General features: G+C 47.4%; 25 protein-coding genes. 7 read left to right on the top strand and 18 right to left on the bottom strand.

Annotated features, from left to right (window positions below; genetic code table 11):
- Positions 1-43: 43 nt before the first annotated feature.
- The 3 genes from C7R92_RS04680 to C7R92_RS04670 form a co-directional block, all read right to left on the bottom strand.
- Complete coding sequence (locus tag C7R92_RS04680; RefSeq protein WP_106833399.1) at positions 44-631, bottom strand: hypothetical protein; 588 nt, start codon at positions 629-631, stop codon at positions 44-46.
- Positions 632-763: 132 nt separating this feature from the next.
- Positions 764-967 carry a hypothetical protein gene (locus tag C7R92_RS04675; RefSeq protein ID WP_106833398.1) on the bottom strand — a complete coding sequence of 68 codons (204 nt, stop codon included), beginning with the start codon at positions 965-967 and terminating at the stop codon, positions 764-766.
- A 117-nt stretch (positions 968-1,084) separates the two neighbouring features.
- Positions 1,085-2,275 (bottom strand): hypothetical protein, encoded by a 1,191-nt coding sequence (locus tag C7R92_RS04670; protein WP_106833397.1) that lies wholly within the window; start codon positions 2,273-2,275, stop codon positions 1,085-1,087.
- A gap of 368 nt (positions 2,276-2,643) precedes the next feature.
- On the opposite strand from C7R92_RS04670, the gene C7R92_RS04665 reads away from it, so the two are divergent.
- Positions 2,644-3,054 carry a hypothetical protein gene (locus C7R92_RS04665; RefSeq protein ID WP_069850441.1) on the top strand — a complete coding sequence of 137 codons (411 nt, stop codon included), beginning with the start codon at positions 2,644-2,646 and terminating at the stop codon, positions 3,052-3,054.
- 18 nt (positions 3,055-3,072) lie between these two features.
- On the opposite strand, the gene C7R92_RS04660 is transcribed toward C7R92_RS04665, so the two are convergent.
- Positions 3,073-3,501 carry a sigma-70 family RNA polymerase sigma factor gene (locus tag C7R92_RS04660; protein WP_083261698.1) on the bottom strand — a complete coding sequence of 143 codons (429 nt, stop codon included), beginning with the start codon at positions 3,499-3,501 and terminating at the stop codon, positions 3,073-3,075.
- Between the two features lie 182 nt (positions 3,502-3,683).
- On the opposite strand from C7R92_RS04660, the gene C7R92_RS04655 reads away from it, so the two are divergent.
- A complete protein-coding gene (locus tag C7R92_RS04655) occupies positions 3,684-3,881 on the top strand; it encodes a hypothetical protein (protein ID WP_106833396.1) in 198 nt (65 codons plus the stop codon).
- Between the two features lie 20 nt (positions 3,882-3,901).
- Here the strand turns inward: C7R92_RS04655 and C7R92_RS04650 are convergent, their stop codons facing one another.
- Genes C7R92_RS04650 through C7R92_RS04640 form a run of 3 tightly spaced genes read right to left on the bottom strand, consistent with a single transcriptional unit; the run spans position 3,902 to position 6,220 of the window.
- Entirely contained in the window at positions 3,902-4,396 is a 495-nt protein-coding gene (locus C7R92_RS04650) for an ankyrin repeat domain-containing protein (protein WP_244195646.1), read from the bottom strand.
- A gap of 13 nt (positions 4,397-4,409) precedes the next feature.
- Entirely contained in the window at positions 4,410-4,838 is a 429-nt protein-coding gene (locus C7R92_RS04645; protein ID WP_106833395.1) for an immunity 22 family protein, read from the bottom strand.
- A gap of 56 nt (positions 4,839-4,894) precedes the next feature.
- Entirely contained in the window at positions 4,895-6,220 is a 1,326-nt protein-coding gene (locus C7R92_RS04640) for an SMI1/KNR4 family protein (RefSeq protein ID WP_106833394.1), read from the bottom strand.
- A gap of 184 nt (positions 6,221-6,404) precedes the next feature.
- Between C7R92_RS04640 and C7R92_RS04635 the strand changes: the two genes are divergently transcribed.
- From C7R92_RS04635 to C7R92_RS04620, 4 genes are all read left to right on the top strand, one after another.
- Complete coding sequence (locus C7R92_RS04635; protein ID WP_069850449.1) at positions 6,405-8,105, top strand: molecular chaperone HscC; 1,701 nt, start codon at positions 6,405-6,407, stop codon at positions 8,103-8,105.
- Positions 8,105-10,099 carry a J domain-containing protein gene (locus C7R92_RS04630; RefSeq protein ID WP_106833393.1) on the top strand — a complete coding sequence of 665 codons (1,995 nt, stop codon included), beginning with the start codon at positions 8,105-8,107 and terminating at the stop codon, positions 10,097-10,099. Before C7R92_RS04635 ends, C7R92_RS04630 begins: the two co-directional genes overlap by 1 nt.
- Positions 10,100-10,119: 20 nt before the next feature.
- Positions 10,120-10,812: a DUF1266 domain-containing protein gene (locus C7R92_RS04625; protein WP_106833392.1), complete on the top strand. Its 693-nt coding sequence runs from the start codon at positions 10,120-10,122 to the stop codon at positions 10,810-10,812.
- Positions 10,813-10,963: 151 nt separating this feature from the next.
- Positions 10,964-11,593: a LysE family translocator gene (locus C7R92_RS04620; protein ID WP_146147599.1), complete on the top strand. Its 630-nt coding sequence runs from the start codon at positions 10,964-10,966 to the stop codon at positions 11,591-11,593.
- Between the two features lie 73 nt (positions 11,594-11,666).
- Here C7R92_RS04620 and C7R92_RS04615 read toward each other — a convergent pair whose 3' ends face one another.
- Together C7R92_RS04615 and C7R92_RS04610 are read right to left on the bottom strand one after the other, a co-directional pair.
- A complete protein-coding gene (locus C7R92_RS04615) occupies positions 11,667-12,233 on the bottom strand; it encodes a GNAT family N-acetyltransferase (protein ID WP_017247605.1) in 567 nt (188 codons plus the stop codon).
- Positions 12,234-12,428: 195 nt separating this feature from the next.
- Positions 12,429-13,493: an HD-GYP domain-containing protein gene (locus C7R92_RS04610; RefSeq protein ID WP_106833391.1), complete on the bottom strand. Its 1,065-nt coding sequence runs from the start codon at positions 13,491-13,493 to the stop codon at positions 12,429-12,431.
- A 217-nt stretch (positions 13,494-13,710) separates the two neighbouring features.
- Here C7R92_RS04610 and C7R92_RS04605 point away from each other — a divergent pair, with 217 nt between their 5' ends.
- Positions 13,711-14,202 carry a Mov34/MPN/PAD-1 family protein gene (locus C7R92_RS04605; RefSeq protein ID WP_106833390.1) on the top strand — a complete coding sequence of 164 codons (492 nt, stop codon included), beginning with the start codon at positions 13,711-13,713 and terminating at the stop codon, positions 14,200-14,202.
- Here the strand turns inward: C7R92_RS04605 and C7R92_RS04600 are convergent.
- The 9 genes from C7R92_RS04600 to C7R92_RS04560 all read right to left on the bottom strand — a co-directional run bounded on the left by C7R92_RS04600 (position 14,114) and on the right by C7R92_RS04560 (position 23,851).
- Positions 14,114-15,940, bottom strand: a complete 1,827-nt coding sequence (locus tag C7R92_RS04600; RefSeq protein WP_106833389.1) for a peptidoglycan D,D-transpeptidase FtsI family protein — start codon at positions 15,938-15,940, stop codon at positions 14,114-14,116. The genes C7R92_RS04605 and C7R92_RS04600 overlap by 89 nt on opposite strands.
- Before the next feature lie 106 nt (positions 15,941-16,046).
- Positions 16,047-16,691 carry a uridine kinase gene (gene udk, locus C7R92_RS04595; RefSeq protein ID WP_106833388.1) on the bottom strand — a complete coding sequence of 215 codons (645 nt, stop codon included), beginning with the start codon at positions 16,689-16,691 and terminating at the stop codon, positions 16,047-16,049.
- Between the two features lie 35 nt (positions 16,692-16,726).
- Positions 16,727-17,377: an O-methyltransferase gene (locus C7R92_RS04590; protein WP_069850466.1), complete on the bottom strand. Its 651-nt coding sequence runs from the start codon at positions 17,375-17,377 to the stop codon at positions 16,727-16,729.
- A 106-nt stretch (positions 17,378-17,483) separates the two neighbouring features.
- Positions 17,484-18,584: an endolytic transglycosylase MltG gene (gene mltG / locus C7R92_RS04585; protein ID WP_106833387.1), complete on the bottom strand. Its 1,101-nt coding sequence runs from the start codon at positions 18,582-18,584 to the stop codon at positions 17,484-17,486.
- 147 nt (positions 18,585-18,731) lie between these two features.
- On the bottom strand, positions 18,732-19,022 hold the full coding sequence (locus tag C7R92_RS04580; RefSeq protein ID WP_007727932.1) for a DUF1292 domain-containing protein: 291 nt from the start codon (positions 19,020-19,022) through the stop codon (positions 18,732-18,734).
- A gap of 5 nt (positions 19,023-19,027) precedes the next feature.
- Positions 19,028-19,444: a Holliday junction resolvase RuvX gene (ruvX, locus tag C7R92_RS04575; RefSeq protein WP_012685619.1), complete on the bottom strand. Its 417-nt coding sequence runs from the start codon at positions 19,442-19,444 to the stop codon at positions 19,028-19,030.
- A gap of 9 nt (positions 19,445-19,453) precedes the next feature.
- Positions 19,454-19,714 carry an IreB family regulatory phosphoprotein gene (locus tag C7R92_RS04570; protein ID WP_007727936.1) on the bottom strand — a complete coding sequence of 87 codons (261 nt, stop codon included), beginning with the start codon at positions 19,712-19,714 and terminating at the stop codon, positions 19,454-19,456.
- 110 nt (positions 19,715-19,824) lie between these two features.
- Positions 19,825-22,473 (bottom strand): alanine--tRNA ligase, encoded by a 2,649-nt coding sequence (gene alaS / locus C7R92_RS04565; protein ID WP_106833386.1) that lies wholly within the window; start codon positions 22,471-22,473, stop codon positions 19,825-19,827.
- 313 nt (positions 22,474-22,786) lie between these two features.
- Positions 22,787-23,851 carry an AI-2E family transporter gene (locus C7R92_RS04560; RefSeq protein WP_106833385.1) on the bottom strand — a complete coding sequence of 355 codons (1,065 nt, stop codon included), beginning with the start codon at positions 23,849-23,851 and terminating at the stop codon, positions 22,787-22,789.
- Between the last annotated feature and the right edge of the window lie 96 nt (positions 23,852-23,947).

The following is a 23,947-nucleotide window of genomic DNA, read 5'->3' as shown; positions in this document are numbered from 1 at the left end:
TAACTTTATGGGGTCACTTCAAATAAGATGGTTTTCGCTTTTGCTATGTATTAGTTAATACTCTCATAAACTCTACAGGAACCTCTTCGTTCTCCAGTCTTATCGAATAGAATACCATTTGTTCCACTCTTCTACTTTCTCTTTTCAAAACAAATCCATTGTGACTAACCTGATCTGTATCTTTCTCTATGCTTGTTTCTGTTATTTGCTTGATTTTTTCATTGGCTTCATCTAATGTCCAGCCTGCCGCAGTGGTTATCATCTGGGCTGATGCAAATGCCTTTTCACTCGCGTTCTCATTAAACTTTGGATCCAAAACCGACATTACCAGAACCTGAACTAACTTGTTCTCCTTTTTGTTTACAACTAATCCGAATGCATGAGTACTGTCCTCAGAAAAAGTAAAATATGTCTTGAATCCGTTACCTTCGTCACGTTCGAACCATTTTGATGAAGCTTTAAGATTGGGGAACGATTGCGAATTTTGATACCAGTCAGACGTATTGGTCAGCTTATCTTTTATTCCACTAGTAGATTCGCCAAATACTTCAACCAAGCTCTTTTCTGTATCCGATACATTAGAACAGCCAGTTAAAAGCAGAAATACTAACAAAATTAAAACCTGTCTCATATATACTACTCCCTCCTGTCTACATTCTACCTCTCCTACCAAAAGGCGTCAGTCCATTTAATTCGTGCTCATACGACAAAATGTGACTTTTCTCCTCTCCCCAGCCCCCTATCGCTCGGGAGAAGGAGAAAGCTATATGCTAACTTTCTCCTCTTCTTCTGCTTCAATTGCTTGGCAAGCCATAATGAACAACTTTTGCATATAAGGATTGACCTCATAATCTAGGATGTCGGCTGGTCGTCCTCTGCCGTTGAGAAATGCCCGACAGAGGTGGCTTGATTCTCCATCGGTTTGAACTGGACGAAAAACTTTTACAATCTCGTCCGACTGGCGCACTACATTTCACCCACCTCCATGAAAAAAGCACCACACGGGTGCTATTGTTCGATACTTGTATATAGATAATTAGGAATGAATTAGGAATGGCCCTCCCCAACCGTTCTCGTCGAACGCTCACCGAATATGATCTAGTACGCTTTTCATAACCTGCGGCGAGTCCTGCCGATCGAATAAATTATAGCGGGCTTTGACTGTTTGATAGACCTGATTCAGCGCTTTTTGGCTCTTCGTTTTCCGGTACTCGCTCACAAGTTTGGCAAAGGAGGGATGCCTGATTACGTCTGTTCGCCAGTCCCACACGCGCGGTTTTTGGACTTCTTGCCGGACCTGCTCCACCATCTCAATTACTTTAGGCGCAAGAGAGGCGCTGAACTGCGTTTCGGCCTTCTTCTTCTCCGGAAGATCAGACAGCATCACATAGTTGGGAAGGGAAGACATTGGCTTGTTGTTTACAAGCAAGAATTCGCCCGAATAGTTGTGCACGGTCTCTAGCAACAAGTCTTGATTGACTTCGTATTGAAAATACTCCCATCCAGTCGCCGTTTTTTTGCTCGGCAAAAACAGATGGATGAAGTTGAGCATTTCTGTGTAGTACGGCTGCGATTGTGGATACACATACCCTTTTGCATCGACCTGGAATCCCGGCACTCCCACCTCTACCGCCCAGCGGACCGCTTCACTTTGGCTGTCCTTGGGAGCTACACTCCCCTTGTAAGGCCTAACTTTTTTGTACATGCGGTACAACGTCTCCGCAACAAATTGCTTCGTAAGCCGTTGGTCATTCAGGTCCTCAGGCAGTACGTACCCCGCCTGGACAAGTGCGTTTATCCGCGCTTTTAGTTCCACTTCTCCCCGCTTTTGCCGTAGCTCGCCTTCCCATTGGCCAGAGGCTTGCTGCTGCTCTATTTGCTTGCTGATGGCGGCCGGATCGTAACCTTGAGGATAGAGGGGATCCAATATTCCGATCTCATTGTACAAGCCCAGCAAATACCCATCTTTAGAAACACTGAATTCATCGATCATGAAACCGCGCGGCGTGTCTGTACCGTTAAGTTCGCCGACGATTTCCGTGAGGCTTTTTCTGTTTTTGTCCAGGATGCTGGCGGGATGCGGATTTTTGATCTTAAGCGCATCTTTTAGGAGAGAATGAAAAACTTCTTTTTCTTCCAGCGTATGAACCGTGGGCAAATTGTAGGCAATACGATAGGATGCCGCTGTTGCCGCTCCTGCTTCTTGAATTGGATAGGCGATCTGTCCGACAGTCAGAACGGCTGCGAATGCAGCGGTGAACACAACCTTTTTCATGGATTTGTTACCTCCTCAGTGTGGTAGCAAACGTATCGGAATTTGATTCACGGGAGTTTGCAAATACATTTGATAGACGAACGCTTCTTGAATAAAGTTACATCTCAACCATGATTCCCCTGAGATACTCAACCTTCGGGCAGAGGTCTCCTCCGCAAGCCAACCCCATTGATGTCCTTTACTAATTTAGGCAGTTAGACTAATCTACACACTTTCAAAAATTATTTGAACATTATTTCGCAAAAAGAAATTGTAACAAAAAATTAAAATTTCCATAGATTTACATATATTGGAAAAAGATGTATATTATGGTTGTCCAAACAAACCTGTTTTGTATCGGACGCAAGAAAATAGAAGGAGTGGTTAGAATGAAAAAGTTTATTACTGCTTTCGCAACACTGGCATTATTGACTTCAGCGACACCTGTATTTGCGCAAGAGGGACAGCAGCTTGCACCAGTTACCAATGTTGCCAGCACCAAAAAAGCATCTGAAAAACAAGCGGTAAAGCCTTTCGCTGAGTTTGTCACCATAAACTTATATTGGAATCAACCACCAACTGCAACAAGATTTGAAGTTATAGTCACAAACGTTACAGATGGTTATGTTTTGGAAAAAAGCCGACAAACATCTACAGAATTTTCGGCTCGTAGCTTAAGAGTTGGAAATCATTACAGTATTATGGTTCGTGCTTTAGACCAATTCGGTAATCAAGTCGGACAATCATGGTATAAAGATTTTGAAGCAAAACAAAATGACAATTGGCGTTTTTGGTTTTAATTGGTTGATGATGTAAGTTCAAGCATGGAGCTTGAAAGCAGTAAAGGGACCATAAGGGTCCCCTTTTTCATAACTCTTCATCACAAGACACCCTTTTGACTTTAAAATCTCATTCTCAATACAACGCGCAGCATACGTAGCCAGCTTGGTGCCCTTATCCACCTGATAACTCTCGATTGCTTTGATCAATCCAATGGTACCGATGGAAATCAGATCTTCACTGTCCTCACCTGTGTTCTCGAATTTCTTCACAATATGCGCCACCAAACGCAAATTGTGCTCAATCAGCTTGTTGCGGGCGTAAGGGTCGCCTTTGGCCATGAGTCGGAGGTACTTTTCTTCTTCGGTGTCCTGAAGCGGTTGCGGGAAGGCATTGTTCTTGACATAAGCCACGAAAACAAGAAGTTCTTTAAAAACAAGGGAAAGCGCCGCGATAATGCTGGACATGGCTGCCACCTCCACGTCTGGAATAGCTTACTTCTATCCTTATGTGGGCGGTTGCCTATGCGTGCCTGTACGCAGGGAGTTGTTATCGATTAATTCACTGTTGCTTGTATGGTAAAGGATTGTTTCGAAAAATTGAGATATTTTGGTAAAATGAACAAAATGAATGATTGGAGTGATCACCCATGGTAGAATTTGGCGCCGTATCGATCGAATGGCGTTCTGTGCTCTTTCAACTCGTCATGTTATTACTGCCTTTAGCACTAGTCATTGCTTGCTGCTTGTTCATCGTAAAACGCACAGCAACCAAGCAAAAAGCCATCGACGAGCTGGAAAAACGCGTCACAGCACTCGAGCAAGAAATAAAGCGTCCGAAATCATAACAGACGCTTACCTTTTTCCCCTATTCAAATAAAGCCATCATCTCTTCGTCTTCTCTCTCACGTGCTATATCGTATGGTGTTTGCCCCTCCATGTCCTTTTTGTTAGGATTCGCACCTTTAGCCAGCAGCAGCTCTACCACATCCACACGCTCCTCTCCATCCGCTACCTGTGTATGAAGCGGAGTACTTCCATCATGAGCGCTGGCATGTATGTCTGCACCGTGCGCGATTAGCGCCTCTGCGACCTCTGGATAGAGCGCGATATGCAACGGGGTAATACCCTCATCGTTTTTCGCATGGACATCTGCTCCCTGTGCGACCAAATACGCAATAAGGTCAACATCGTCTGTCATCACAGCGCCATGCAGGACGGAAAACTCATACTCATCCTTTTCATGTAGCAATTCCGTCTGTTTCGTGACGATCTTTTTTACGAGCTCAAGGTCTCCCACTTCAGCTGCATCATATAAATCTGCGAAATTGTAAGCCATATCTGTATCTCCTTTCTTACGCATTCCTCCCTGCTCCTTACCGCTCCTCTGTCTCAAATACAAGTTTAGCGAGCAGGACTACTGGTGAATTTTTTTCTTGCCCGCTCTCAGTGAGATCGAACAATTTTTTGTTAATCGGACCATAGCGTGATTCATTGCCGTACAGCAAAATGACATGTGGGTACTTGCCCATCTCCTCTGTTAGCTGTTTGGGCCATTCTTTTCTATCGAGCGTTGCATTCATCGCATATTCGTTTTCCAAATACGTGAAAAAGTCAGCTCTGGCTTCTGCATCCTGCACCTCATGCACTTCAAAAAAATCTTCGTCTACCCATTCAAGGCCTGACGATGTTAAAAAGCCAGACGGTATCACATCCCCGTCCTCATCGTAAACCGGAGTCAGAAAATCCGCTAGTTCATCAGAAGACTGCAAGGTTGTTCCCCATACCGTTACCACATTTCTCATTGTCTTTCCCCCTTGGTCCATTCCTCTTGCACAAACACGGGTCAATGCCCCTTCGTCTAATGCTTTGCTGTTTCCAAGGAAGAGAGAATGCGATCTACACGCTCTTTTTCCTTGCGCAAAATGGCTTTCTCGTACGCTACATCCAACAACCGATTGATTTCTTGCCAATTCGCTTCACCAGAAGGCGACTCGCCACTCGTCAGCATTTTCCCCCAAGCACTTAACGCAATCTGCCGCTGTGCTTCATTTCCGTCCAGCCAGCGAATCAGATCATCCCATTGTGGACGTGACATCGCGAAAAGCTCATCCCAGCCTTCAATCGGGTACGCCACATGCGGTTCCATCCACAAAATGACTTCACGGGAGCGAAAGTGATGCAAATGACTGTTGGCAGCATAGCCTACCAGACATTCTTTTCTGGCAACAACTTCGTCCATCTCAGCCAAAACTCGCTGCAAGCCCTCATCTTCTGGCAAACAAGCTGCCGTCACGTATGCACGTAGACTCGAGCCTATCCGTTCATAATGTGGCCCAGACTCCCAGAGCGAGCGTACCCACCCCTCTGCCTTTTTACCTACTGTCTCGACAATGAGCTGGCACCAGAGTAGCAGATTGCTTGATGAGGTTTCCTGCTCGATTTGCGCTACCCATTTATGCAAAACCGGCTCCCAATCGTACTGAGCAAATGCCTTTTGGATACGTGTATCTCCTGCACCATGCATTTTTGCAAACAAGACCAGCTTCTCGAAATCTTGCGCCGCCTCTTCAAAGGTGAGCGTTCGATAGATTTGCAGCCATTCTTTCCACTCTTGTGCGACTTGCCCCTCGACATCGAGCCCATCTGCACCAGCGAGTGCTTCATAATTCCAGCACTCTGCCCCAATACAGCCCAGCTCCGTGACTCGCTCTACGAACTCTGTGAAGCTTCTTCCGAGTAATTGGAACTCGTCTGTCTCATGCCCCCAAGAATAGACAGGTGGGTCATCCGCGCCTGTCGACAAATCGATGAGGAGCATGTCGCCATTACCGCCGACGTGAAAACAGAGATACCTTTTCTCGTCCTCACTCTCTTCGTCTCCGCCAAAGTACGGCCACTCAAATGCATCCAATGACCATCCAAAATCTCCACTGAGTGAAAAAGGATCTAACGCTCGAGATGGCAACGACCAATTTATTTGAACTTGACTGCTGCCCGCAAGCAAAATGGTACGGATCGTCGGGGGAAAGCTAACCCCGAGACTTTCCTCTCTTCTTTCGATTTCTTCCAGCGCCGCCGGTGGTTCTACCGTGAGCGGCCAAACCTGGGCACCTTGTCGCTCCATATCATGCATAAGTAACTTCCACGCTTTAAACCACTTTTCCATTCGCTGCTGCATTGGCATAACGACCTCTCTCGTTTGTCGTTTTCTATCTTCCGAATTCTATTTCTATTTTCTTTATCTAAAATTCGATTTCATATCCTACTAAAGCACCAATTACATCCATTTTTTTCATGGTAAAATTATCTACAAAGTCTCTACTTTTACCGATATTAGTAGAAAAAACACGGAAATGAGGACCTAACTGATGACCACCATTGGAATTGATTTGGGCACGACGAACAGTCTGGTGGCCTACTGGACTGAGAATGGACCCGTGCTCATTCCAAACGCGCTCGGAGAAACACTGACTCCTTCTGTGGTCAGCGTCGATGAGAACGGCGAGATCTTGATTGGAAAAATCGCCAGAGAGCGCCTCTTAACACACCCAGATCGTACTGCTTCTACCTTCAAACGGTTTATGGGGACAGAAAAAAGATACCAACTGGGGAGATATTCTCTTTCTGCCGAAGACCTTTCCTCCTTTGTGATTAAATCTTTGAAGGCCGATGCTGAGGCTCATTTCGGGCACTCCGTTCACGAAGCGGTTATCAGTGTACCTGCTTATTTCAATGACACACAACGCAAAGCAACGAAACGAGCAGCAGAGCTCGCTGGACTGAAAGTAGAGCGTTTGATCAGCGAACCGACTGCCGCCGCGATCTCATATGGGCTCCATCAGGAGGAATCCGAGACACAATTCCTCGTATTCGATTTAGGTGGCGGAACGTTTGACGTTTCTATTTTGGAAATGTTCGAAGGTGTGATGGAAGTAAAATCAATCGCTGGAGACAACTTTTTGGGCGGCGAAGACTTTACCGATCTGATTGCCTCTTATTTTATAGAAGCCCATCGACTCGATATCAACACGCTGGACAGCAAAACGCGTTCGTCCATCCACAAACAAGCTGAGCTGTGCAAGCGCGCCTTGTTTTCCGACCAAGAAGGGAAAATGAGTGTCAATATCCAGGGAGAGCTGGTTGAAACAACTCTCAGCCGGAATCAGCTGGAAGAACTCGCGTTTCCTCTGCTGCAACGACTGCGTCAGCCGATCGAACGTGCTTTGCGAGACGCTTCCATCTCACCCCGGGAACTGGACGCAATCGTGCTTATTGGCGGTGCGACACGGATGCCGCTTATCAAATCCATCGTTAGCAAGATATTTGGGCGCCTGCCCCATTCCCATATTAATCCCGATGAGGCTGTTGCATTGGGAACAGCGATTCAAGCAGCACTCAAGGAACGCAACGAGGCGTTAAACGAGCTTGTTTTGACCGATGTTTGCCCATACACACTCGGTACGGGTATTGTACAAACCATGGCAAACGGCAAACACGAGGATGGCTACTTCTTTCCGATCATCGAGCGCAATACGCCAATCCCGGTCAGTCGGGTAGAACGGCTATACACCGTTCTCGATTATCAACGCTCTATTCTCGTTGACGTGTATCAAGGGGAAAGCCGACGCGTCGAACATAACCTCAAGCTGGGCGAATTGAATGTAAAAGTTCCTCCTGCCAAAAAGGGCGAGGAATCTATCGATGTTCGTTATACATATGACATCAACGGGATTCTGGAAGTCGAAGTGACTGTCGTATCTTCAGGTGTCAAAACCAAGGCCGTCATCGAAAAAAATCCGGGTAGCCTATCAAAACAAGAAATTGAGGAGCGTTTCCAAGCTCTTCAAAACATTAAGATCCACCCTAGAGAGCGAACCGAAAATCGATTGCTTCTGGCAAAAGGCGAGCGTATGTATGAGGAAGCGTTGGGTGAAGACCGTATGATCATTGCGAATTACTTACGCCGCTTCGAAAGTGTCCTCTCCACCCAAAATGAAAGAGACATCGCCAAAGCAGCAGAAGAATTGAAGCAGCAGCTGGACATGTTTGAAGGGTGGAATGAGTATTAATGGGGATTTGGGAGATTCTCGGGATTGAACCGACGGACAATCCTGCCCAGATAAAAAAGGCGTATGCCAAAATGTTGAAGGTGTACAATCCGGAGGTTGATCCTGAAGGCTTTCAGCGATTGCGAGAGGCGTATGACCTCGCCCTGAAGTACACACGCAATACCAAGCGCAATCGAATGTTCGAAGAAACGCCCCTACCGGAAAGAAGACAGCCGAGACAGCTCGATGAGGGGGAGAATCATGAATCGGAAGAAGAAGAGCAGCCTAACTACGATCCACCGCAGCGACTCCCCCTGTTTGACAGGTTTTTAGAGGAAACAACGCAAGAAGTGGTCTCTCAAGAAGGAATCCCCATTCCCCAGCGGTACGATTTCACAGAGAGCTACGATCATTTCGAACGCTCCATGAGCCCCAATGATATGGTGGAGCGTTTTTTCCGCCGTACGCAAGAGTTGTACGATAACTATCACGAAAGAATCAAGCTTGAAAACTGGCGTGAGTTGCTGAATGACGAGGCCATGTGGAATGTCGGTTGCCATCAACTCATCGATACGCAATTTCTCCACTTTTTAGAAGAACACTATCACTTGCCTCATGAGGTGTGGAATCTGCTCGATTCCCATTTTCAATGGCGGGAGAAATCGGAAAAGCTCGCAAGCCAGCTCTCAGGGCGTTTTGTCGCTTACCTGAACGGCCAGCTCAATCAGACCTTCACACTGCGTTACCACTCTTTTGAGAATCGCGAGGACTTGAATATTGAAGCGTTTCTAGAATGGCGCAGCGATGCGTTATTTGCCCTCATGGAAAATGATTGGGAAACGGCTCAGAGCTATTTGGCAAAAGCCCATGCCCTGTACCCTCTTGATCCCGATTTGATCCGTTTACAGGGCGAATATTTTTTACGAACCGGAAATAAGAATCGTGCCTTTCATACCTTTGATCAACTGATACGTCTTGATCCAGATAACATCGATGCGTATTTGTATCGTGCCCGACTTTTTCTCGAAAAGGGAGATGCTGCTGATGCGATCAAAGATTGCGAGGAAATCCTCACTCGCATGCCAGAACTGTGGGACGCTCGCAGCTTGCTGGGGAAAAGTTATCTTCAACTGGGCGAGTGGGAGAAGGCTCAAGAGGTTTTCCAGGAGATGCTTTCGCATAATCCCTCCGATATTGATGCGAAGATATGTCTGACGCAAATACAATCTCCGTTTAACAAGATGACCGAACCAACTGCGAACAAGCAAGCCAAAGCAGCTAGGAGAAAAACCTTACGCGTACTCGGGCTTCCTGGCAAGCTAGCAAGGTTCAAGCAATTTTTTGCCATCTACACGAGACGTAACATTTGGACGATTATTTTTCTCCTTCTGCTCCATTACGCTATGTTTGCTGTTGTATCCATGAAGCTGGAGATGACTTCGGAGCAGATATTTGACTCCTTGGTCAATAAATATAAGCCTGTCCCAATTGAGACGATGGACGAGTTGAAACAAACTCCTCTTGGCTACCAGGTGCAATTTACATTGACCAAAGCTTCTTATATCAATATGCTCCGCGTCTATGACAAAGAGAAGCATCCCGAGCCAAAAGCCGAGTTCATTCCTGCTGCCAAAGCCGAAGAGCGAGATCTGTTAAACTCTGACACCGGTTATGTAAATGTGGGTTATCTGGATCAACAAGCGATCATTGTCATTACGGACTACGATCATGCCAAAGAAATTCATGACAAACATTCCATTACGATGCGAGGAACGCTCAAGGCGATACCGGATGGTGAGATGTTACCTGTCATTGTGAATACTTTGGACAAACGCAAGCATCCTCACAATGCAGTTCTCGTGACCGATATGTATATCAATGCCAAGCCTGACTTAGAAGAAAAAGGATGGACGGGATCATGGCTTCTGGGCATTCTCGCGATAATCTCCATGCTGTATTACATCCGCATCATTCGTGAGATTCCCAAAACTCGCAAAGCATTGACATTCCACTAAAGGAGGCAGAGAGGAATTCCATGACAAAAGAAGCAGAAAACGGAAAAGAGATCGACCCAAAATTAAGCCGCTACTTGCATGCTCTCTCCTCTGTTTGCTTAAATCAGAAGCAACTCGCGTATTATTTGGCCATCCACGAATACAACCGCCTGCGCGATACGTTTTTGCGGCTTCGAATTGATAACAGATGGGACACGGGAGATGCCGCCAAAACGCAAGAGCGCTTGACTTGGTTTTGGGAACATGGGCGAAGAGCTGAATTTGATCAGCATCGCCACGTATTATCTGCACTCAGCGCTGCCAATCGTTCCAACTACATCGCATCCTTAAAAAAAGGCGACACGGAGTCAGCCCGACAGTTGATCGTGTACTCGTATATGAACAGACTCCCACATGCCGGCATTGCCGCCTTTGATTACGCCTGGTATCTCATTATTTGCAAAGCAGGCGCCCAGCAGTCCTATCTTCCCAAGGCGGATGCCGTAGAAAGCATGCTGGACGTAGCCAAGCGAATCCAACTCGCTTATTCGAGCTGGGAAGAGTATTTATTTGCGTATGCATGTGGCAATCTTTACGACGAAGCAGGAGCGTCCAAAAATACGAGTAAAGCAACCGAAGCTCATATTTTGAAGCTCCTGACGGGTAAGTACAGTCCGATCCGTGAATTTGACTGGAAGTTTGATCTCACACCTTATCTGCCCTCACCCAATTAATCTCTCTGTAAAGGCAGGTTAATAGAAAGAAACTGGGGCTAGACACCGCTTTGCTGCCCCAGTAAGCTGGCTTCGTTGCGATCTTGGTAATTCCGTTCATTGGTATTAATGGTTTCTAACTTTGATGAACCACGGAGAGGAGTAATGAAAATTGGTGAGTTTTGGTACTCTTATTACCTTTGTATTTGTTTCGCTTGGTATGGTCTGTTCTCCTGGTCCTAACATGATTTACCTCATTTCTCGTACGATTTCGCAAGGTCGCACAGCCGGAGTCATCTCACTTCTTGGTGTTATACTTGGATTCGTAATTTACATGATTGCAACCATGTTCGGTCTCTCGGCTCTTTTCATAACGGTTCCGTTCGTTTACGAATCAGTCAAGTGGGCCGGGGCTGTCTACCTGCTCTGGCTCGCTTGGAATGCGGTCAAACCAGGTGCTGCTTCCATTCTCAAGCCTGATACTCTTCCTATTGAACCGCCGAAAAAGTTATTTTTGATGGGATTGATCACAAATCTACTGAACCCCAAAATTGCTATCTTGTATGTTTCACTCTTACCGCAGTTTGTAGATCCTGCGCGGGGATCGGTGCTCCTGCAAAGTGCTACGTTAGGTCTAACACAAATAGCTGTCAGCTTTACCATTAACCTGCTTATTGTTCTTGTAGCGAGCAGAGTTGCTCTGTGGTTTGGTACACGCCCAACATGGCTACGGGTGCAACGCTGGCTAATGGCAAGCGTCTTGACAGGTCTTGCTGCGAGTCTTGCTTTTGATCGCAGATAGATCGTTCAATAAAAAACAGCGACCAGTCTAAGACTTTATTTTCAGGTCATAGGTGGCCGCTGTTGTATTCTTCTTACGCCTTTTCCGCTATGTCCTTCACCATATGGCTCAATTTATGCCCGCTTACGATCACTGTCCCATCCTCACGATAGCCGAGCGATTCATACAGCTTGCGCGCACGTGGTTTTTCCTCGTCTACGAGCAAAGCGATTCGGTCATGCCCGCGCTGAATCGCTTCTTTTTCAAAGGCATCCAGCAGAAGAGATCCGATCCCCTTCCCTCTGCATGAGGAATCAACCGCGACAGAATCTAAATAGAATTCGTCATCCTTTGCTTCTTTTACAAGCGTAATCGTCTCGCCAGTCAAACGTTGGACATGCTCAACGAATGGGCGATCGAGTGCCTCTGTTTGGCTTCCATGATAAAAGAGCGCAAGTCCTACCGGTACATCTCCATCCATGGCAATCACCGCGTTTTCGTAGCTGAGTCGGTTATTTTCCTTCGCAAAAAACTCCTCCATCATGCGAATCGCATCCGCTTCCTCCGTTGCACCTGTCAACGTATGGGCGATATCTCCAATGGCATCATAAATTAATGGCGCAGCAAAAGCTGCATCTGTGGGTTCCGCTTTGCGTATCATGTGTTTCCTCCTTGCGTTTCGAGCATTCGCACGACACGGCTCTTTTCTTTTCTTTTCTTGGTCTATCATGCACACTTTCATTGTGTCACAATCTGCCAATCTGATCGAGCTTTCCCGATGATCGTTCACAGATCAGCAACAATGAAACCGCTCTCATTTCCCAAGAGCGGTTTCACCTTCTTTGCATCGACTTTCCTATCCTATCATTTTTTCAATCGTCAGTTTACGATCATGCCGCAAATCGAGGAATTCACCCATTCTTCTTACCAACGGACGCATTGGCTCATCCTGATGGATAAGAATCACTTCGACTTCTTCCCCGCTACTCAACCTCGCCTTTGCGCCTACGTACAGCAAGGCAATGTAGCGGACAAACTGTGCAACAATCTCAACGTTCAACGTCCCGTTACAGGCTTCCTTCCACAGGAGCTGTGCCGCCTCGAATGGGGACGTCCTCCCTTTGTACACCCGATCGGAACAGATCGCATCAAACATGTCCGCAACGGCGAGCACCTGACATTCGATCGGAATGCTATCGCCTTTTCTTTGCTCCGGATAGCCAGACCCATCGAGTCGCTCGTGATGCAGCAAGGCACACAATGCCAACAGCTCAGACCCACCACTCATCTCACGGATCATTTCATAGCCGTAAATGGTATGCTTCTTCATGATCGCAAATTCTTCTTCACTTAGCTTGCCTGGCTTAAGCAATATTTCTTTTGGTACCCTCATTTTTCCAATGTCATGCAAAAATCCGGCTGTCCCCATGAATGTTATTCGCTCTTCATCCCATTTCATCAAACGAGCAATGAGCGAACAGAGAATGCCTACATTTAATGAATGTCGGTATGTATAGCTGTCTGCCCCTTCCAGTACGTACAAGTTCCGGAACAAACCCAAATGCTTCGTCGATTTTTCTGATACATCAAAAAAGATGTTGGAAAAATGATCGAGACTCGGTGTCCCGCCAACTGTCAGTTCATCGAAGAGTAGTCTCGTTTTGTCGAGGGCTTGTACATAAGCAGCAACGGTCTCAGAATCTGCCTCTAGTTGGAATAGTTGAGAAGTTACTTCCTCACCGGTTCCCTCCGTAAGACTCTGTATAATGTCAACCTCACGGACTCGTTGCTTTTGCAATAGGATCACATGGGCCGCCGTGATCGTCGTGTTTTGTCCCAGCAGCAGAATTCCTTGTTCGGTGTACAAATCAGCCGCTAAAACTTGTCCAATCAGTGAGAGATCAACAGGTGCCAAAGGCATACAATCAACCTTTCCAGTCTCCGTCTTTTTAGAGGTTGTTCAAAAAGGCGACTTTTTGAACTCACACTTTTACTCAAATTATAGAAAGGAAGAGGGTGAGTTACAATCTTTTTTTCGACCATTCATAACTTTGCTGGACAACGGTACATTTCACTATTCGCATACATATGATATCAAGCAAATGTCAGTGGTTTTATCAAGGAGGGACGAACGTCTCATGACGACGCTGTACATCACACCAAAAGCGTGGAAACAGATTGAGCAGGCCGTACGAAAAAAACCCTCGCTGGAAACAGGAGGGGTGATGATGGGATACCCACTTGGTGAGGATAAATGGGTCGTTACGTATGCAAGTGAACCAGGCCCAAATGCGATTCACCAGCCACATTCTATTTTTTTCGATGATACGCATCTCAATAAGCTCGTCCGCAAATTAAGCACACATCGACAATGGAAATACATTGGTGATTGGCATAGCCATACGGTAAAACGACTATCTCCCAGCAAAGGTGATAAGCGAACCATTTGGGCAAAAGCGTCGCAATCCATGTACATGTCCTCCTCTCCCCTCATGCTGATCGTCGGGCTAGGTAAAAACAATCAAATTAACGCAAGAGGATTCATCCTCGGAAATACTCTTCGCGAGGTTGGGAAGATTGAGCTGTATGATCGGCAAGCCCAGCGACAGCTCGGTGAAAAAGCTCCATAGCCTGGTTTTTTCCCCAGCTCGGCTGATTTTCTGCCACGACACAAATGGCGTAACGCGGCTCTTCTAGCGGAGCGTACCCGAGAAACCACAGATGGTTGTTTCCATTCGCATCCCCGATTTGCGCAGTCCCGCTTTTGCCTGCCACCTGCCAAGCGGCATTCATGAGCATCTGTCCCGTTCCCTCTGTGACGACTTTACGCATCATTTTTCGCAATTTATTGGCTGTGACGTAGTCAATCCCGTCCAAAGAGAGCTCCTGCTCGGGGAATGTGTGGAACGACTGACCATTTCGGTATGCGATCTCTTTTACCAGCCGTACCTGAGAGCTTTGACCGCCATGCAAAATCGTTACCATCATATTGGCTGCTTGCAAGGGGGTAATACGTACATCCCGCTGACCAATGGCGCTTTGAATCAGGATGCCTTCATCGTCGCGGGATATACCCTCTGCAAAGACTCTCCCCGGCTCTTCGCCATCCAGCTGCTTAAAGTTTTTGAGTTTATACAGATGAGGGGTAACATGCCCTACTTGAGTGGTCAAGCCTAGCTTTTTTGCATATTCCTCCAACTTTTCTCCGCCCACCAGCTTGGCGATATGGGCAATCGCAATATTGCAGGATTGGGCATACGCTTCTTCCAGCGTCACACTGCCGTGACCTTCTTTTTTCCAGCAGGAGAAATGGTACTTCCCGTACTCCCCCGTACATGTGAAACGGTCAATTGGTGAAACCATTCCTTCCGCCAAAGCGGCTGCTGCTACCACTGTTTTATAGACAGAACCAGGCGGGAGTTGTTTGAATGCGCGATTCTTCCAGTCGCTGATGTTTCCTGCAACATTCGTTTGATCATAGGTAGGGCGGCTCACAGCTGCAAGAACATCGGCTGTTTGTACGTCCAAAACGACGATACTGCCCTCTTTTAATCCTACTTGATCGGCTGCTGCCTCCATACTTCTCTGGATTGCTGCATCCAAGGTAGTCGTTAATGAAAGCGGATAGTATTGATTCGACTGCTTCGTATAGCGAATATCCAGCCCTCGGAGCGGTTGTCCGTGCCCATCTACATAATAGGACAAGACAGACGGCTCTACTCCCTGTAAAAACCGGTCAAAGCTTCGCTCCAGACCCGATGCCCCCAGCGTGCTCTCGGCATTCATTTTGCCGCTTGTCCATTCATCTGGATACAGCTTCTGCACCATGTCGGGATTTTTATGGATAAAACCAATCAGATGCTTGGCTACTTCATCAGCGCGGTATCGCTCTGTCACCGCCAATGCCACAACTCCTGGGATGGCAAGTGCATTGATTTCCTCAGCCTGCCGCTCGGTGAGCATCACCAGCTTGCCTGACTCCTCTCGCATAAGCAGCGGTACTTTTGCCTTTTCCATGGTCTCCGACAGCCGTTCCTTGGATTCTCCTGTTATTTGAGCCAATCGCTGCAAGCCATCTGTTCCTTGCAGGCTCCCACGCGCCAATGGGAACAAAATCAAGGCGAGATGCTCTTCTCCGGTAAAGGCGTACCCACTTCGATCCACGATATCGCCACGCCCGCTATGCAGCACGATGCTTTGCTGTCTTTGCTTTACTGCTGCCTTTACCAAATCAACGCCATGCCGAGAAAACCGATGGGGCGATCCGAGTTGAATCCACCACAATCGCATGACCAAACCGAGCCATAACAACGACATGGACAACAATACAAGAAAGTGACGTCTTTTGATTCGTCGATCCAGCTGCATCGAATTCCCTCCCTGGCTTTTTTCACCAGTATTGCCGGAATATACGCGACAGAAACAACGATCAAAGAAAAAAGCACACCGTATGTCACGGTGCACTTTTAGGTATTTAAGATTGATTGGCGAACTGTTGCTTCTCCAATAAAATATTGCTGATCTTCGTGGATAACAGATCCAATGCTACTCGGTTGTAGCCGCCCTCTGGCATGATGACATCTGCATATCGCTTGGTCGGCTCAATAAACTGCAAATGCATCGGTCGAACGACGGTTAGGTACTGTGTCACGACAGAATCGAGGGAACGACCGCGCTCTTCGATGTCACGTACGATTCGGCGTACAATACGCACGTCCGCATCGGTATCAACGAATACCTTGATATCCATCAAATCACGAATCCGCTCATCCTCCAGAATCAGCATTCCTTCCAGAATGATGACATCCTTCGGGTCTACCTGGATCTGCTCTGGCTTACGGTTATGCTCCTTGAAGTCGTAGATCGGTTTTTGGATCGCCTTTCCTTGCATCAGCTCTTGCAAATGCGCAAGCAACAAATCGTTGTCAAAAGCGAAGGGATGGTCGTAGTTAGTCAACGCCCGCTCTTCTGGGCTCAAATGGCTTTGATCCTTGTAGTAGGAGTCCTGCTCAATCATCGTTACACTATCATTTTGGAACTGGCGGTACAGCTCCTTTGCTACAGTCGTTTTTCCAGAACCACTGCCTCCCGCTACCCCAATCAATACGGGGTTACCCATGCTTCATGTCCCCTTCCTCATGATGCTTTACACGTTTACGACCCTATGTTTTTACTCTTTTTCATACTGATGGCCAGCCCGTCTCCGACTGGAATAAATGTCGTTTCTAAATCAGGACGCTCCATCAGATGCGAATTATAAGAAAGCAGCTTGTCCACCATCGGACGCTGGCGCTTGCCCGCTTCTTCTGGGGTCGCCACCAGTCCTCGGAACAGGACATTGTCGCTGATTACCAAACCGCCTTCGCGGAGAAGCGGTAGATACAAATCGAGGAATACTCGATACTGACCTTTAGCCGCATCGATAAACAGGCAGTCAAATTGATATGACTCCGGCAGCCCTAAAGTGGCGTCACGTGAGAGTATTTCCACACGATCTGCACATCCTGCTTCTTTTATATTTTCCCGTGCTCTCGCCAATCGATCTTCATCTATGTCCATCGTGACAATTCGCGCTTCCGGCGCAGCTTCTGCAAGCCAAATGGTGGAATAGCCAATTGCCGTACCCACTTCCAGAATCGCTTTGGGACGATGCAGCAATAACAACATCCGCATGACTTGAGCGGACGGGAGCTGCACAATCGGAATGTTTTCCTCTGCCGCCTCCTGCTCCATTCGCTTGAGCAGCGGAGAACGCTCGGGTACCAGGCTTGACACGTAGTCGTCAATTGCCGGATTGGTAATCATGTTTTCACTCCTCTTTCGTTACAACCGAATTATTATAGCACACCTTAAGAAAGCTTGGCTACGTCAAGCGTTGTTGATCGCATGCAAAAAAAAAGAGGAAACTTGGTTAGTTTCCCCTGCTTTTCTTATCATTTGCTTCATGCTCTTGCAGTGTTTTGGAAAAGTAATGCTCGGCCGTTCCGTCTTTTTTCGTCACGTAGAAAAAGTAATCGTGTTTAGCTGGATTGACGACAGCTGCAAGCGAAGCTCTGCCTGGGTTGGCAATCGGTCCCGGTGGCAATCCAGGATTTGTGTATGTGTTGTACGGACTTTTTACTTTTAGGTCCTCGAAGGTCAAACGGTCTCGTTGTTTGCCGAGAACAAACTGGACGGTAGCATCAGCCTGCAACGGCCACTTATCGCGAATCCGATTATAGTACACACCTGCTACAAGCGGACGCTCCTTGTCTACTGTTACTTCACGCTCAACGATCGATGCGAGATTAACCGCCTTATCCAGTGTTAAATCGTGCTGCTTCAACTGCTCTGTCCACTCTGGCTTCCATTCCTTTTGGAATTGAGCCAGCATACGCGAGACGACATCATGTGCTGTAGCATCTTTGTCCACCTCATACGTTTCCGGGAACAGATATCCTTCCAGACGGTGTTTTCGGTCTGCATGCTTCGGTATGGCTGCGACAAAAGGATAGTCGGGGAATGCACCTTCATTTACTTCTTTTAAGAATGCCGCCTTCTCTACAATGCCTTCTTTATCGAGATGATCTGCGATCTGTTCAACATTCCAGCCTTCTGGGATCGTAAATCGGTTCGCATTGATCACCGTGTTTCCTTCCACCATAGCGGTTAGTATCTCATCAATGGCTTGACCAGTCGTAAATTGGTATTCTCCCGCCTTAAGATCAGGGGCCACGCCTTTATACTTCACATAGTAATTAAATACATCGGCATTTCGGATCAGACCTTGTTCTTCCAGAAGTCGACCAATTTTTTGTACGGATGACCCGGACGGAATCGCCACGTTTTTCACCGTCTGTTCACCTGCAACCGGCTGTAATTGCTGGTACACGTACCACGCTGCTCCCCCCGCAGCCAAAATGATCAACAACAACAAGGCAACCAGCCACATCACAATTCGTCCGCCGCGTCTGCGTCGATGCGCCAGAGGGCGGCCGGAGTTAAAATCAGGCTTCGCTGACATTGGTTTCAAGCTAGAAATCCTCCCTTTAGGGTCTCTTTATCTCCATCCCATCCATTATACAAGAGGCTTATCCAACTGTCACTTCATGGATGATTTTGGCGAAAAAAGTCATAAAAAAAGAGCCCGCCAGTTGCGGACCCTTTTCTCACGAATCTATTAAATACCGTCTTTCTCCAAATCGGCAATCAACGTTTCGAAGGTAGCTTCTACTTGCTCCCACTCTTCATCATCTTCGATTGGCATGAGCATGTCTGTACCATCATAACGCAGGAAGTGAACCTCGTACTCTTCTTCCTCTTCCTGATCTACTGGTACGAGCACCAAATAGCTGCGGTCTTCAATGTCAAAAATGTACATGATACGAAAATCTCGCGGTTCCTCGGTACCTTCTTCCGTCAGCGCGATCACATCGCCCACTTCGAACTCTTCCATCATCTCTTCACTCATTGTGGTCACCTCGATTTCGCGTCCAAATATCCTTGGAGGATTAAAGTGGCCGCCATTTTATCTATCACTGTCTTTCGCTTTTGACGGCTGACATCAGCAGAGATCAGCATACGCTCTGCCGCCATTGTCGTCAAGCGTTCGTCCCACATGTGGACAGGAAGAGACGTGCGTTCCTCCAAAAGCTTGCCAAATGCTTGACACATTTCAGCACGCGGGCCAATGGTTCCGTTCATGTTTTTGGGCAAACCAACAACGAAAGCCCCAATTTGATACTGCGAAACTAATTCGCTCAGGCGAGCAAAATCCTTTTCCTTGGATTGTCGCTTGATGGTCTCTACTCCTTGCGCAGTCCATCCCAGCTCATCGCTGACAGCCACTCCAATCGTCTTGTCGCCTACATCCAACCCCATCAATCGTGTCATCGTTAAGGTCTACTTGCGCTCTGACAAGTAAACGGTCACCAACTCTTCTATGATTTTGTCCCGTTCCAATTTGCCGATCAGGCTCCGCGCGTTGTTGTGGCGTGGGATAAACGCCGGGTCGCCAGAAAGCAAGTAACCGACGATCTGGGTGATCGGGTTGTATCCTTTTTCCTGCAGGGCTTTGTACACCTCTGTCAATGTTTCTTGCACATCCGCCGCATTCGCTTCCTTGGGCACCGTGAATTTCATGGTATTATCCAACGAACTCACAATCAACACCTCGATTTCCTTTGAGACTCTTTTAGTTTCATACTCTTTTTTGTATTCGACTCGGATTTCGTTTACTCCTGTCGATTATACAAATTTCTCGTGCAATCGCACTATTTCCCTACTGCTTGACTCTTCACGAAGTCAACCACTGCATCCAGTGCTTCTTGCAGCTTGGATGGGTCCTTACCGCCGGCTTGTGCCATATCAGGACGTCCACCACCGCCGCCACCGCAACGAGTTGCGACTTCCTTGATGATCTTACCAGCGTGAATGCCTTGATCCATGAGATCTTTGGTTACACCTGCAACGAGGTTCACCTTGTCGCCATCGACTGCACCCAACACAATGACAGCGGAGCCGAGTTTGTTTTTCAGCTCATCTACCATGCCGCGCAGGTTGTCCATATCGACAGCGGAAACACGTGCAGCGAGTACATTCATGCCGTCTACTTGTTGGAGTTTATCCGTCAACGACGCTGCCTCGATGTTCCCCAGTTTTGCACGCAGGGACTCGTTTTCGCGCTGTACTTCTTTCAATTGTTGTTGCAGACCTTCTACACGTGCAGGTGCTTCTGCCAGTACTGGTGCTTTGAGTGCTTGCGCCACTTCTTTGAGTGTAGTGAACTGCTGGTTCAAGAACTGATAAGCGCCGCGTCCTGTTACTGCTTCGATCCGGCGTGTACCTGCGCCGATACCGCTCTCGCTAACCAGCTTGAACAGACCGATTTCTGCGGTATTGTTCACATGACATCCACCGCACAGCTCCAAGCTGTATTCGCCCACTTTTACAACGCGTACAACGTCGCCGTATTTTTCACCGAACAACGCCATCGCGCCCATCGCTTTTGCCTCAGCCAATGATTTGTTGGAGATCTCGACACTCAGGTTTGCCCACACTTTTTCATTCACGATCGCTTCGATACGCTCCAGCTCTTCTGGAGTAATGGAGCTAATGTGCGTGAAGTCAAAACGGAGACGCTCTGGTGCTACCAAGGAACCTGCCTGATTGACATGCGTTCCCAAGACATCCTTGAGTGCTTGATGCAGCAAGTGAGTCGCTGTATGGTTTTGTGTGATAGCCAGACGTGCTTCACGGTTCACTTCCGCGCGAACCTCATCGCCTTTGCGCAGGGTACCTGCTTCGACGATGACGGAATGTACATTTTGACCCATTGGTCCTTTTTGTACATCTGTCACACGTGCTTTCACGATATCAGAAATCAGGAAACCTTCGTCATTGATCTGACCGCCGCTTTCTGCATAGAAAGGAGTTTGGCTCAGAACGAGTTGTACGGTTTGACCTTCTTCTGCTTCTTCTACCAGCTGGTTATCCAAAATAATCGCTTCAACTTTACCTGTTGCTACCAATTCAGTATAACCAACAAATTGGCTCGTAACCGTCAAATCAGACAATGGACCACCTTGGATTTGCATGCTGTCTACATCTTGACGTGCTGCACGTGCACGCTCACGCTGTTCTTCCATCGCTTGATCAAAGCCATCGCGATCGACAGTCAGCCCTTGCTCGTCTGCAAAGTCTTCTGTCAAATCAACAGGGAATCCATACGTATCGTACATTTTGAACACATCTTGACCAGACAGTTGTGTCTTTCCGCTTTCTTTTGCTGCCTTCACCATGTCAGACAGGATCGCCAGACCGTCGTTCAATGTCTCGTGGAAACGCTCTTCCTCGGCACGAATCACTTTTTCGATAAACGTACGCTTTTGGACAACCTCTGGGTAGAATTCGCCCATCATCGTGCCTACTGTCTCAGTCAAGCTGTACAGGAATGGCTTCTCTACGCCCAGCTTTTTCCCCATACGTACGGCACGGCGAAGCAGACGGCGAATGACGTAGCCACGTCCTTCATTGGATGGAAGCGCCCCGTCACCGATCGCAAAGACAACCGTACGTGCATGGTCAGCGATTACCTTCAAGGCTACATCCATCTCAGGGCTTGTTTTATATTTCACACCGGAGATTTCCGTGGTCTTTTCGATCAGCGGGAACAGCAAGTCTGTCTCAAAGTTGTTGTCTACGCCTTGGATGACAGACGCCATGCGCTCAAGACCCATCCCCGTATCAATGTTTTTCTTAGGCAGCGGCGTGTAGGTACCGTCTGGATTGTGGTTGAACTGGGAGAATACCAGGTTCCATACTTCCAGGTAACGCTCATTCTCCCCACCTGGGTACAGCTCAGGGTCGCTTGGGTCGTTTCCAAATGCTTCTCCACGGTCATAGAAAATCTCCGTGTTCGGTCCGCTCGGGCCTTCTCCGATATCCCAGAAGTTGCCCTCCAGTCGGATGATTCGCTCTTCTGGAACACCGATTTTCTTGCTCCACAGCTCAAATGCTTCTTCGTCCTCTGGGTGAATGGTAACGGAAAGCAATTCTGGATCAAAGCTCATCCATTTTGGGCTCGTCAAAAACTCCCATGCCCATTCAATCGCTTCTTCCTTGAAGTACTCACCAATAGAGAAGTTACCCAGCATTTCAAAAAAGGTATGGTGGCGAGCAGTACGTCCCACATTTTCAATATCGTTGGTACGAATAGACTTTTGTGAGTTCGTGATGCGCGGGTTGTCCGGGATGATTCGGCCGTCAAAATATTTCTTGAGAGTCGCTACACCGCTGTTGATCCACAGAAGGGAAGGATCGTCGATTGGAACCAATGGAGCGCTAGGCTCAATGCGATGTCCTTTTTCTACAAAAAAGTCGAGGAACATCTGGCGGATTTGATTGCCTGTCAGTTTCTTCATCTACATTCTCCTCATCTAAAAATAAAAAAAGCCCCCATCCCCTCAGGGACGAGAACTGATTTTCTCGCGGTACCACCCTGCTTACAGGCTCGCTACACGTATCTGAGCCAAGGCCTGTCGCTTAAGTGGCGTCTAACGGTGCCAAGCCGCCGGGTTTTGCCCGGTCTTAGGAGTAGCCTTCTGCTGCTCTTCTTTTGGTCGCCCTCTCAACCATGGAGCGCCCTCTCTGTAAAAGGTCTGCAACATACTCGTTCCCTCATTGATTTCACATAAATCACTTTGTCCATATTATAAATATTTTACCTGATCACTGTCAACTTTCATGCATCATGACAGCGATTCGGCTGACGATCACTTTGCAAACGGCAAGAATCGGGACAGCAACGATTAGCCCGATGATGCCCCCTACAGTCTCCCCTACTAGCAGGGCCAAGATAATGAGAAGCGGGTGCAAATGCAAAGAACGACCAACGATGTTCGGGGACAAAATATTCCCTTCCACGATTTGAATGATGAGATTGACAACGAGAACGAATAGTAGTGTCTTGGTTGAAATCGTAATGGCGATCACAACTGCCGGGGCCGCCCCAATCAATGGTCCGATGTACGGAATGATGTTGGTGAGACATACAAATGCAGCCAGTACAAAAGGATACGGCATGCCGATCCACCAGTAGCCCAGATATGCGAAAACACCTACGATCAGGGCGACAATCATTTGTCCATGTATGTATTTGCCCAAGGATTCATTAATATCCCGAAGGACGATCAGTACTTGCTTCCGGTAAGCCTTTGGAACAATCGACATCCCCGTCTCATGCAATTGCTTCATATCCTTCAAAAAGTAAAAAGCGATAAAGGGCACGATAGCAAAAGCAAACAGCTTTCCCATCGAATGACGAGCATTATCCACGATTTTCGATACGGAATGAGACATCCCCTCATTCGACTGGATGATCACCCGGTCTACACCCTTCGAGATGCTATCCGGCAAGAAATACTTTCGTGCCTCCCACTCACTCATCCATGTATAGTACCAATCCATCAGGCGGGGAATATCGTCTGACAGCTCCACCAATTGTTTCGTAAAAACAGGGATGGCGTTAATGATCGCAATGGTAATCACCAATACAAATGATCCATATATGAGCAGCACTGCCATTAAGCGCGGAACCCTTCTTTTTTCTAGCAATTGCACGACCGGATGGAGCAAATAAGCGATAACGAGTCCCAATATGACGGGAACGAGCACTTCCTTCATGAGCGAAAACAACTGTGAAAGGACTGGTCGGAGCAGCCAAAGCAGATTGCCGATGACCAAAAGTGCGATGAGCCAAACAGCAGCAGCAAATAGACGACTTCGCCGAAGTTCATCCACGTTCCCCAACTCCTCTCTATTTGCATACATCTTTTTTAGCTTGTCTCATTCACATTAATTTCATGTAACCTATTGACACACAATTTCGTGTTCAGT

This window comes from Brevibacillus porteri, from assembly GCF_003013475.1.
GTDB classification, from domain to species: Bacteria; Bacillota; Bacilli; order Brevibacillales; family Brevibacillaceae; genus Brevibacillus; species Brevibacillus porteri.
The sequence above is the reverse complement of the archived record's forward strand: the minus strand, read 5'-3'. Positions and strand labels throughout refer to the sequence as shown.

What these genes read in the sequence shown, in the direction of transcription:
- C7R92_RS04680 (WP_106833399.1), bottom strand. Translation starts at nt 631, where the DNA reads ATGAGACAGGTTTTAATTTTGTTAGTATTTCTGCTTTTAACTGGCTGT.
- C7R92_RS04670 (WP_106833397.1), bottom strand. Translation starts at nt 2,275, where the DNA reads ATGAAAAAGGTTGTGTTCACCGCTGCATTCGCAGCCGTTCTGACTGTC.
- C7R92_RS04665 (WP_069850441.1), top strand. Translation starts at nt 2,644, where the DNA reads ATGAAAAAGTTTATTACTGCTTTCGCAACACTGGCATTATTGACTTCA.
- C7R92_RS04660 (WP_083261698.1), bottom strand. Translation starts at nt 3,501, where the DNA reads ATGTCCAGCATTATCGCGGCGCTTTCCCTTGTTTTTAAAGAACTTCTT.
- C7R92_RS04655 (WP_106833396.1), top strand. Translation starts at nt 3,684, where the DNA reads ATGGTAGAATTTGGCGCCGTATCGATCGAATGGCGTTCTGTGCTCTTT.
- C7R92_RS04650 (WP_244195646.1), bottom strand. Translation starts at nt 4,396, where the DNA reads ATGCGTAAGAAAGGAGATACAGATATGGCTTACAATTTCGCAGATTTA.
- C7R92_RS04645 (WP_106833395.1), bottom strand. Translation starts at nt 4,838, where the DNA reads ATGAGAAATGTGGTAACGGTATGGGGAACAACCTTGCAGTCTTCTGAT.
- C7R92_RS04640 (WP_106833394.1), bottom strand. Translation starts at nt 6,220, where the DNA reads ATGCCAATGCAGCAGCGAATGGAAAAGTGGTTTAAAGCGTGGAAGTTA.
- C7R92_RS04635 (WP_069850449.1), top strand. Translation starts at nt 6,405, where the DNA reads ATGACCACCATTGGAATTGATTTGGGCACGACGAACAGTCTGGTGGCC.
- C7R92_RS04630 (WP_106833393.1), top strand. Translation starts at nt 8,105, where the DNA reads ATGGGGATTTGGGAGATTCTCGGGATTGAACCGACGGACAATCCTGCC.
- C7R92_RS04625 (WP_106833392.1), top strand. Translation starts at nt 10,120, where the DNA reads ATGACAAAAGAAGCAGAAAACGGAAAAGAGATCGACCCAAAATTAAGC.
- C7R92_RS04615 (WP_017247605.1), bottom strand. Translation starts at nt 12,233, where the DNA reads ATGATACGCAAAGCGGAACCCACAGATGCAGCTTTTGCTGCGCCATTA.
- C7R92_RS04610 (WP_106833391.1), bottom strand. Translation starts at nt 13,493, where the DNA reads ATGCCTTTGGCACCTGTTGATCTCTCACTGATTGGACAAGTTTTAGCG.
- C7R92_RS04605 (WP_106833390.1), top strand. Translation starts at nt 13,711, where the DNA reads ATGACGACGCTGTACATCACACCAAAAGCGTGGAAACAGATTGAGCAG.
- C7R92_RS04600 (WP_106833389.1), bottom strand. Translation starts at nt 15,940, where the DNA reads ATGCAGCTGGATCGACGAATCAAAAGACGTCACTTTCTTGTATTGTTG.
- udk (WP_106833388.1), bottom strand. Translation starts at nt 16,691, where the DNA reads ATGGGTAACCCCGTATTGATTGGGGTAGCGGGAGGCAGTGGTTCTGGA.
- C7R92_RS04590 (WP_069850466.1), bottom strand. Translation starts at nt 17,377, where the DNA reads ATGATTACCAATCCGGCAATTGACGACTACGTGTCAAGCCTGGTACCC.
- C7R92_RS04580 (WP_007727932.1), bottom strand. Translation starts at nt 19,022, where the DNA reads ATGAGTGAAGAGATGATGGAAGAGTTCGAAGTGGGCGATGTGATCGCG.
- ruvX (WP_012685619.1), bottom strand. Translation starts at nt 19,444, where the DNA reads ATGACACGATTGATGGGGTTGGATGTAGGCGACAAGACGATTGGAGTG.
- alaS (WP_106833386.1), bottom strand. Translation starts at nt 22,473, where the DNA reads ATGAAGAAACTGACAGGCAATCAAATCCGCCAGATGTTCCTCGACTTT.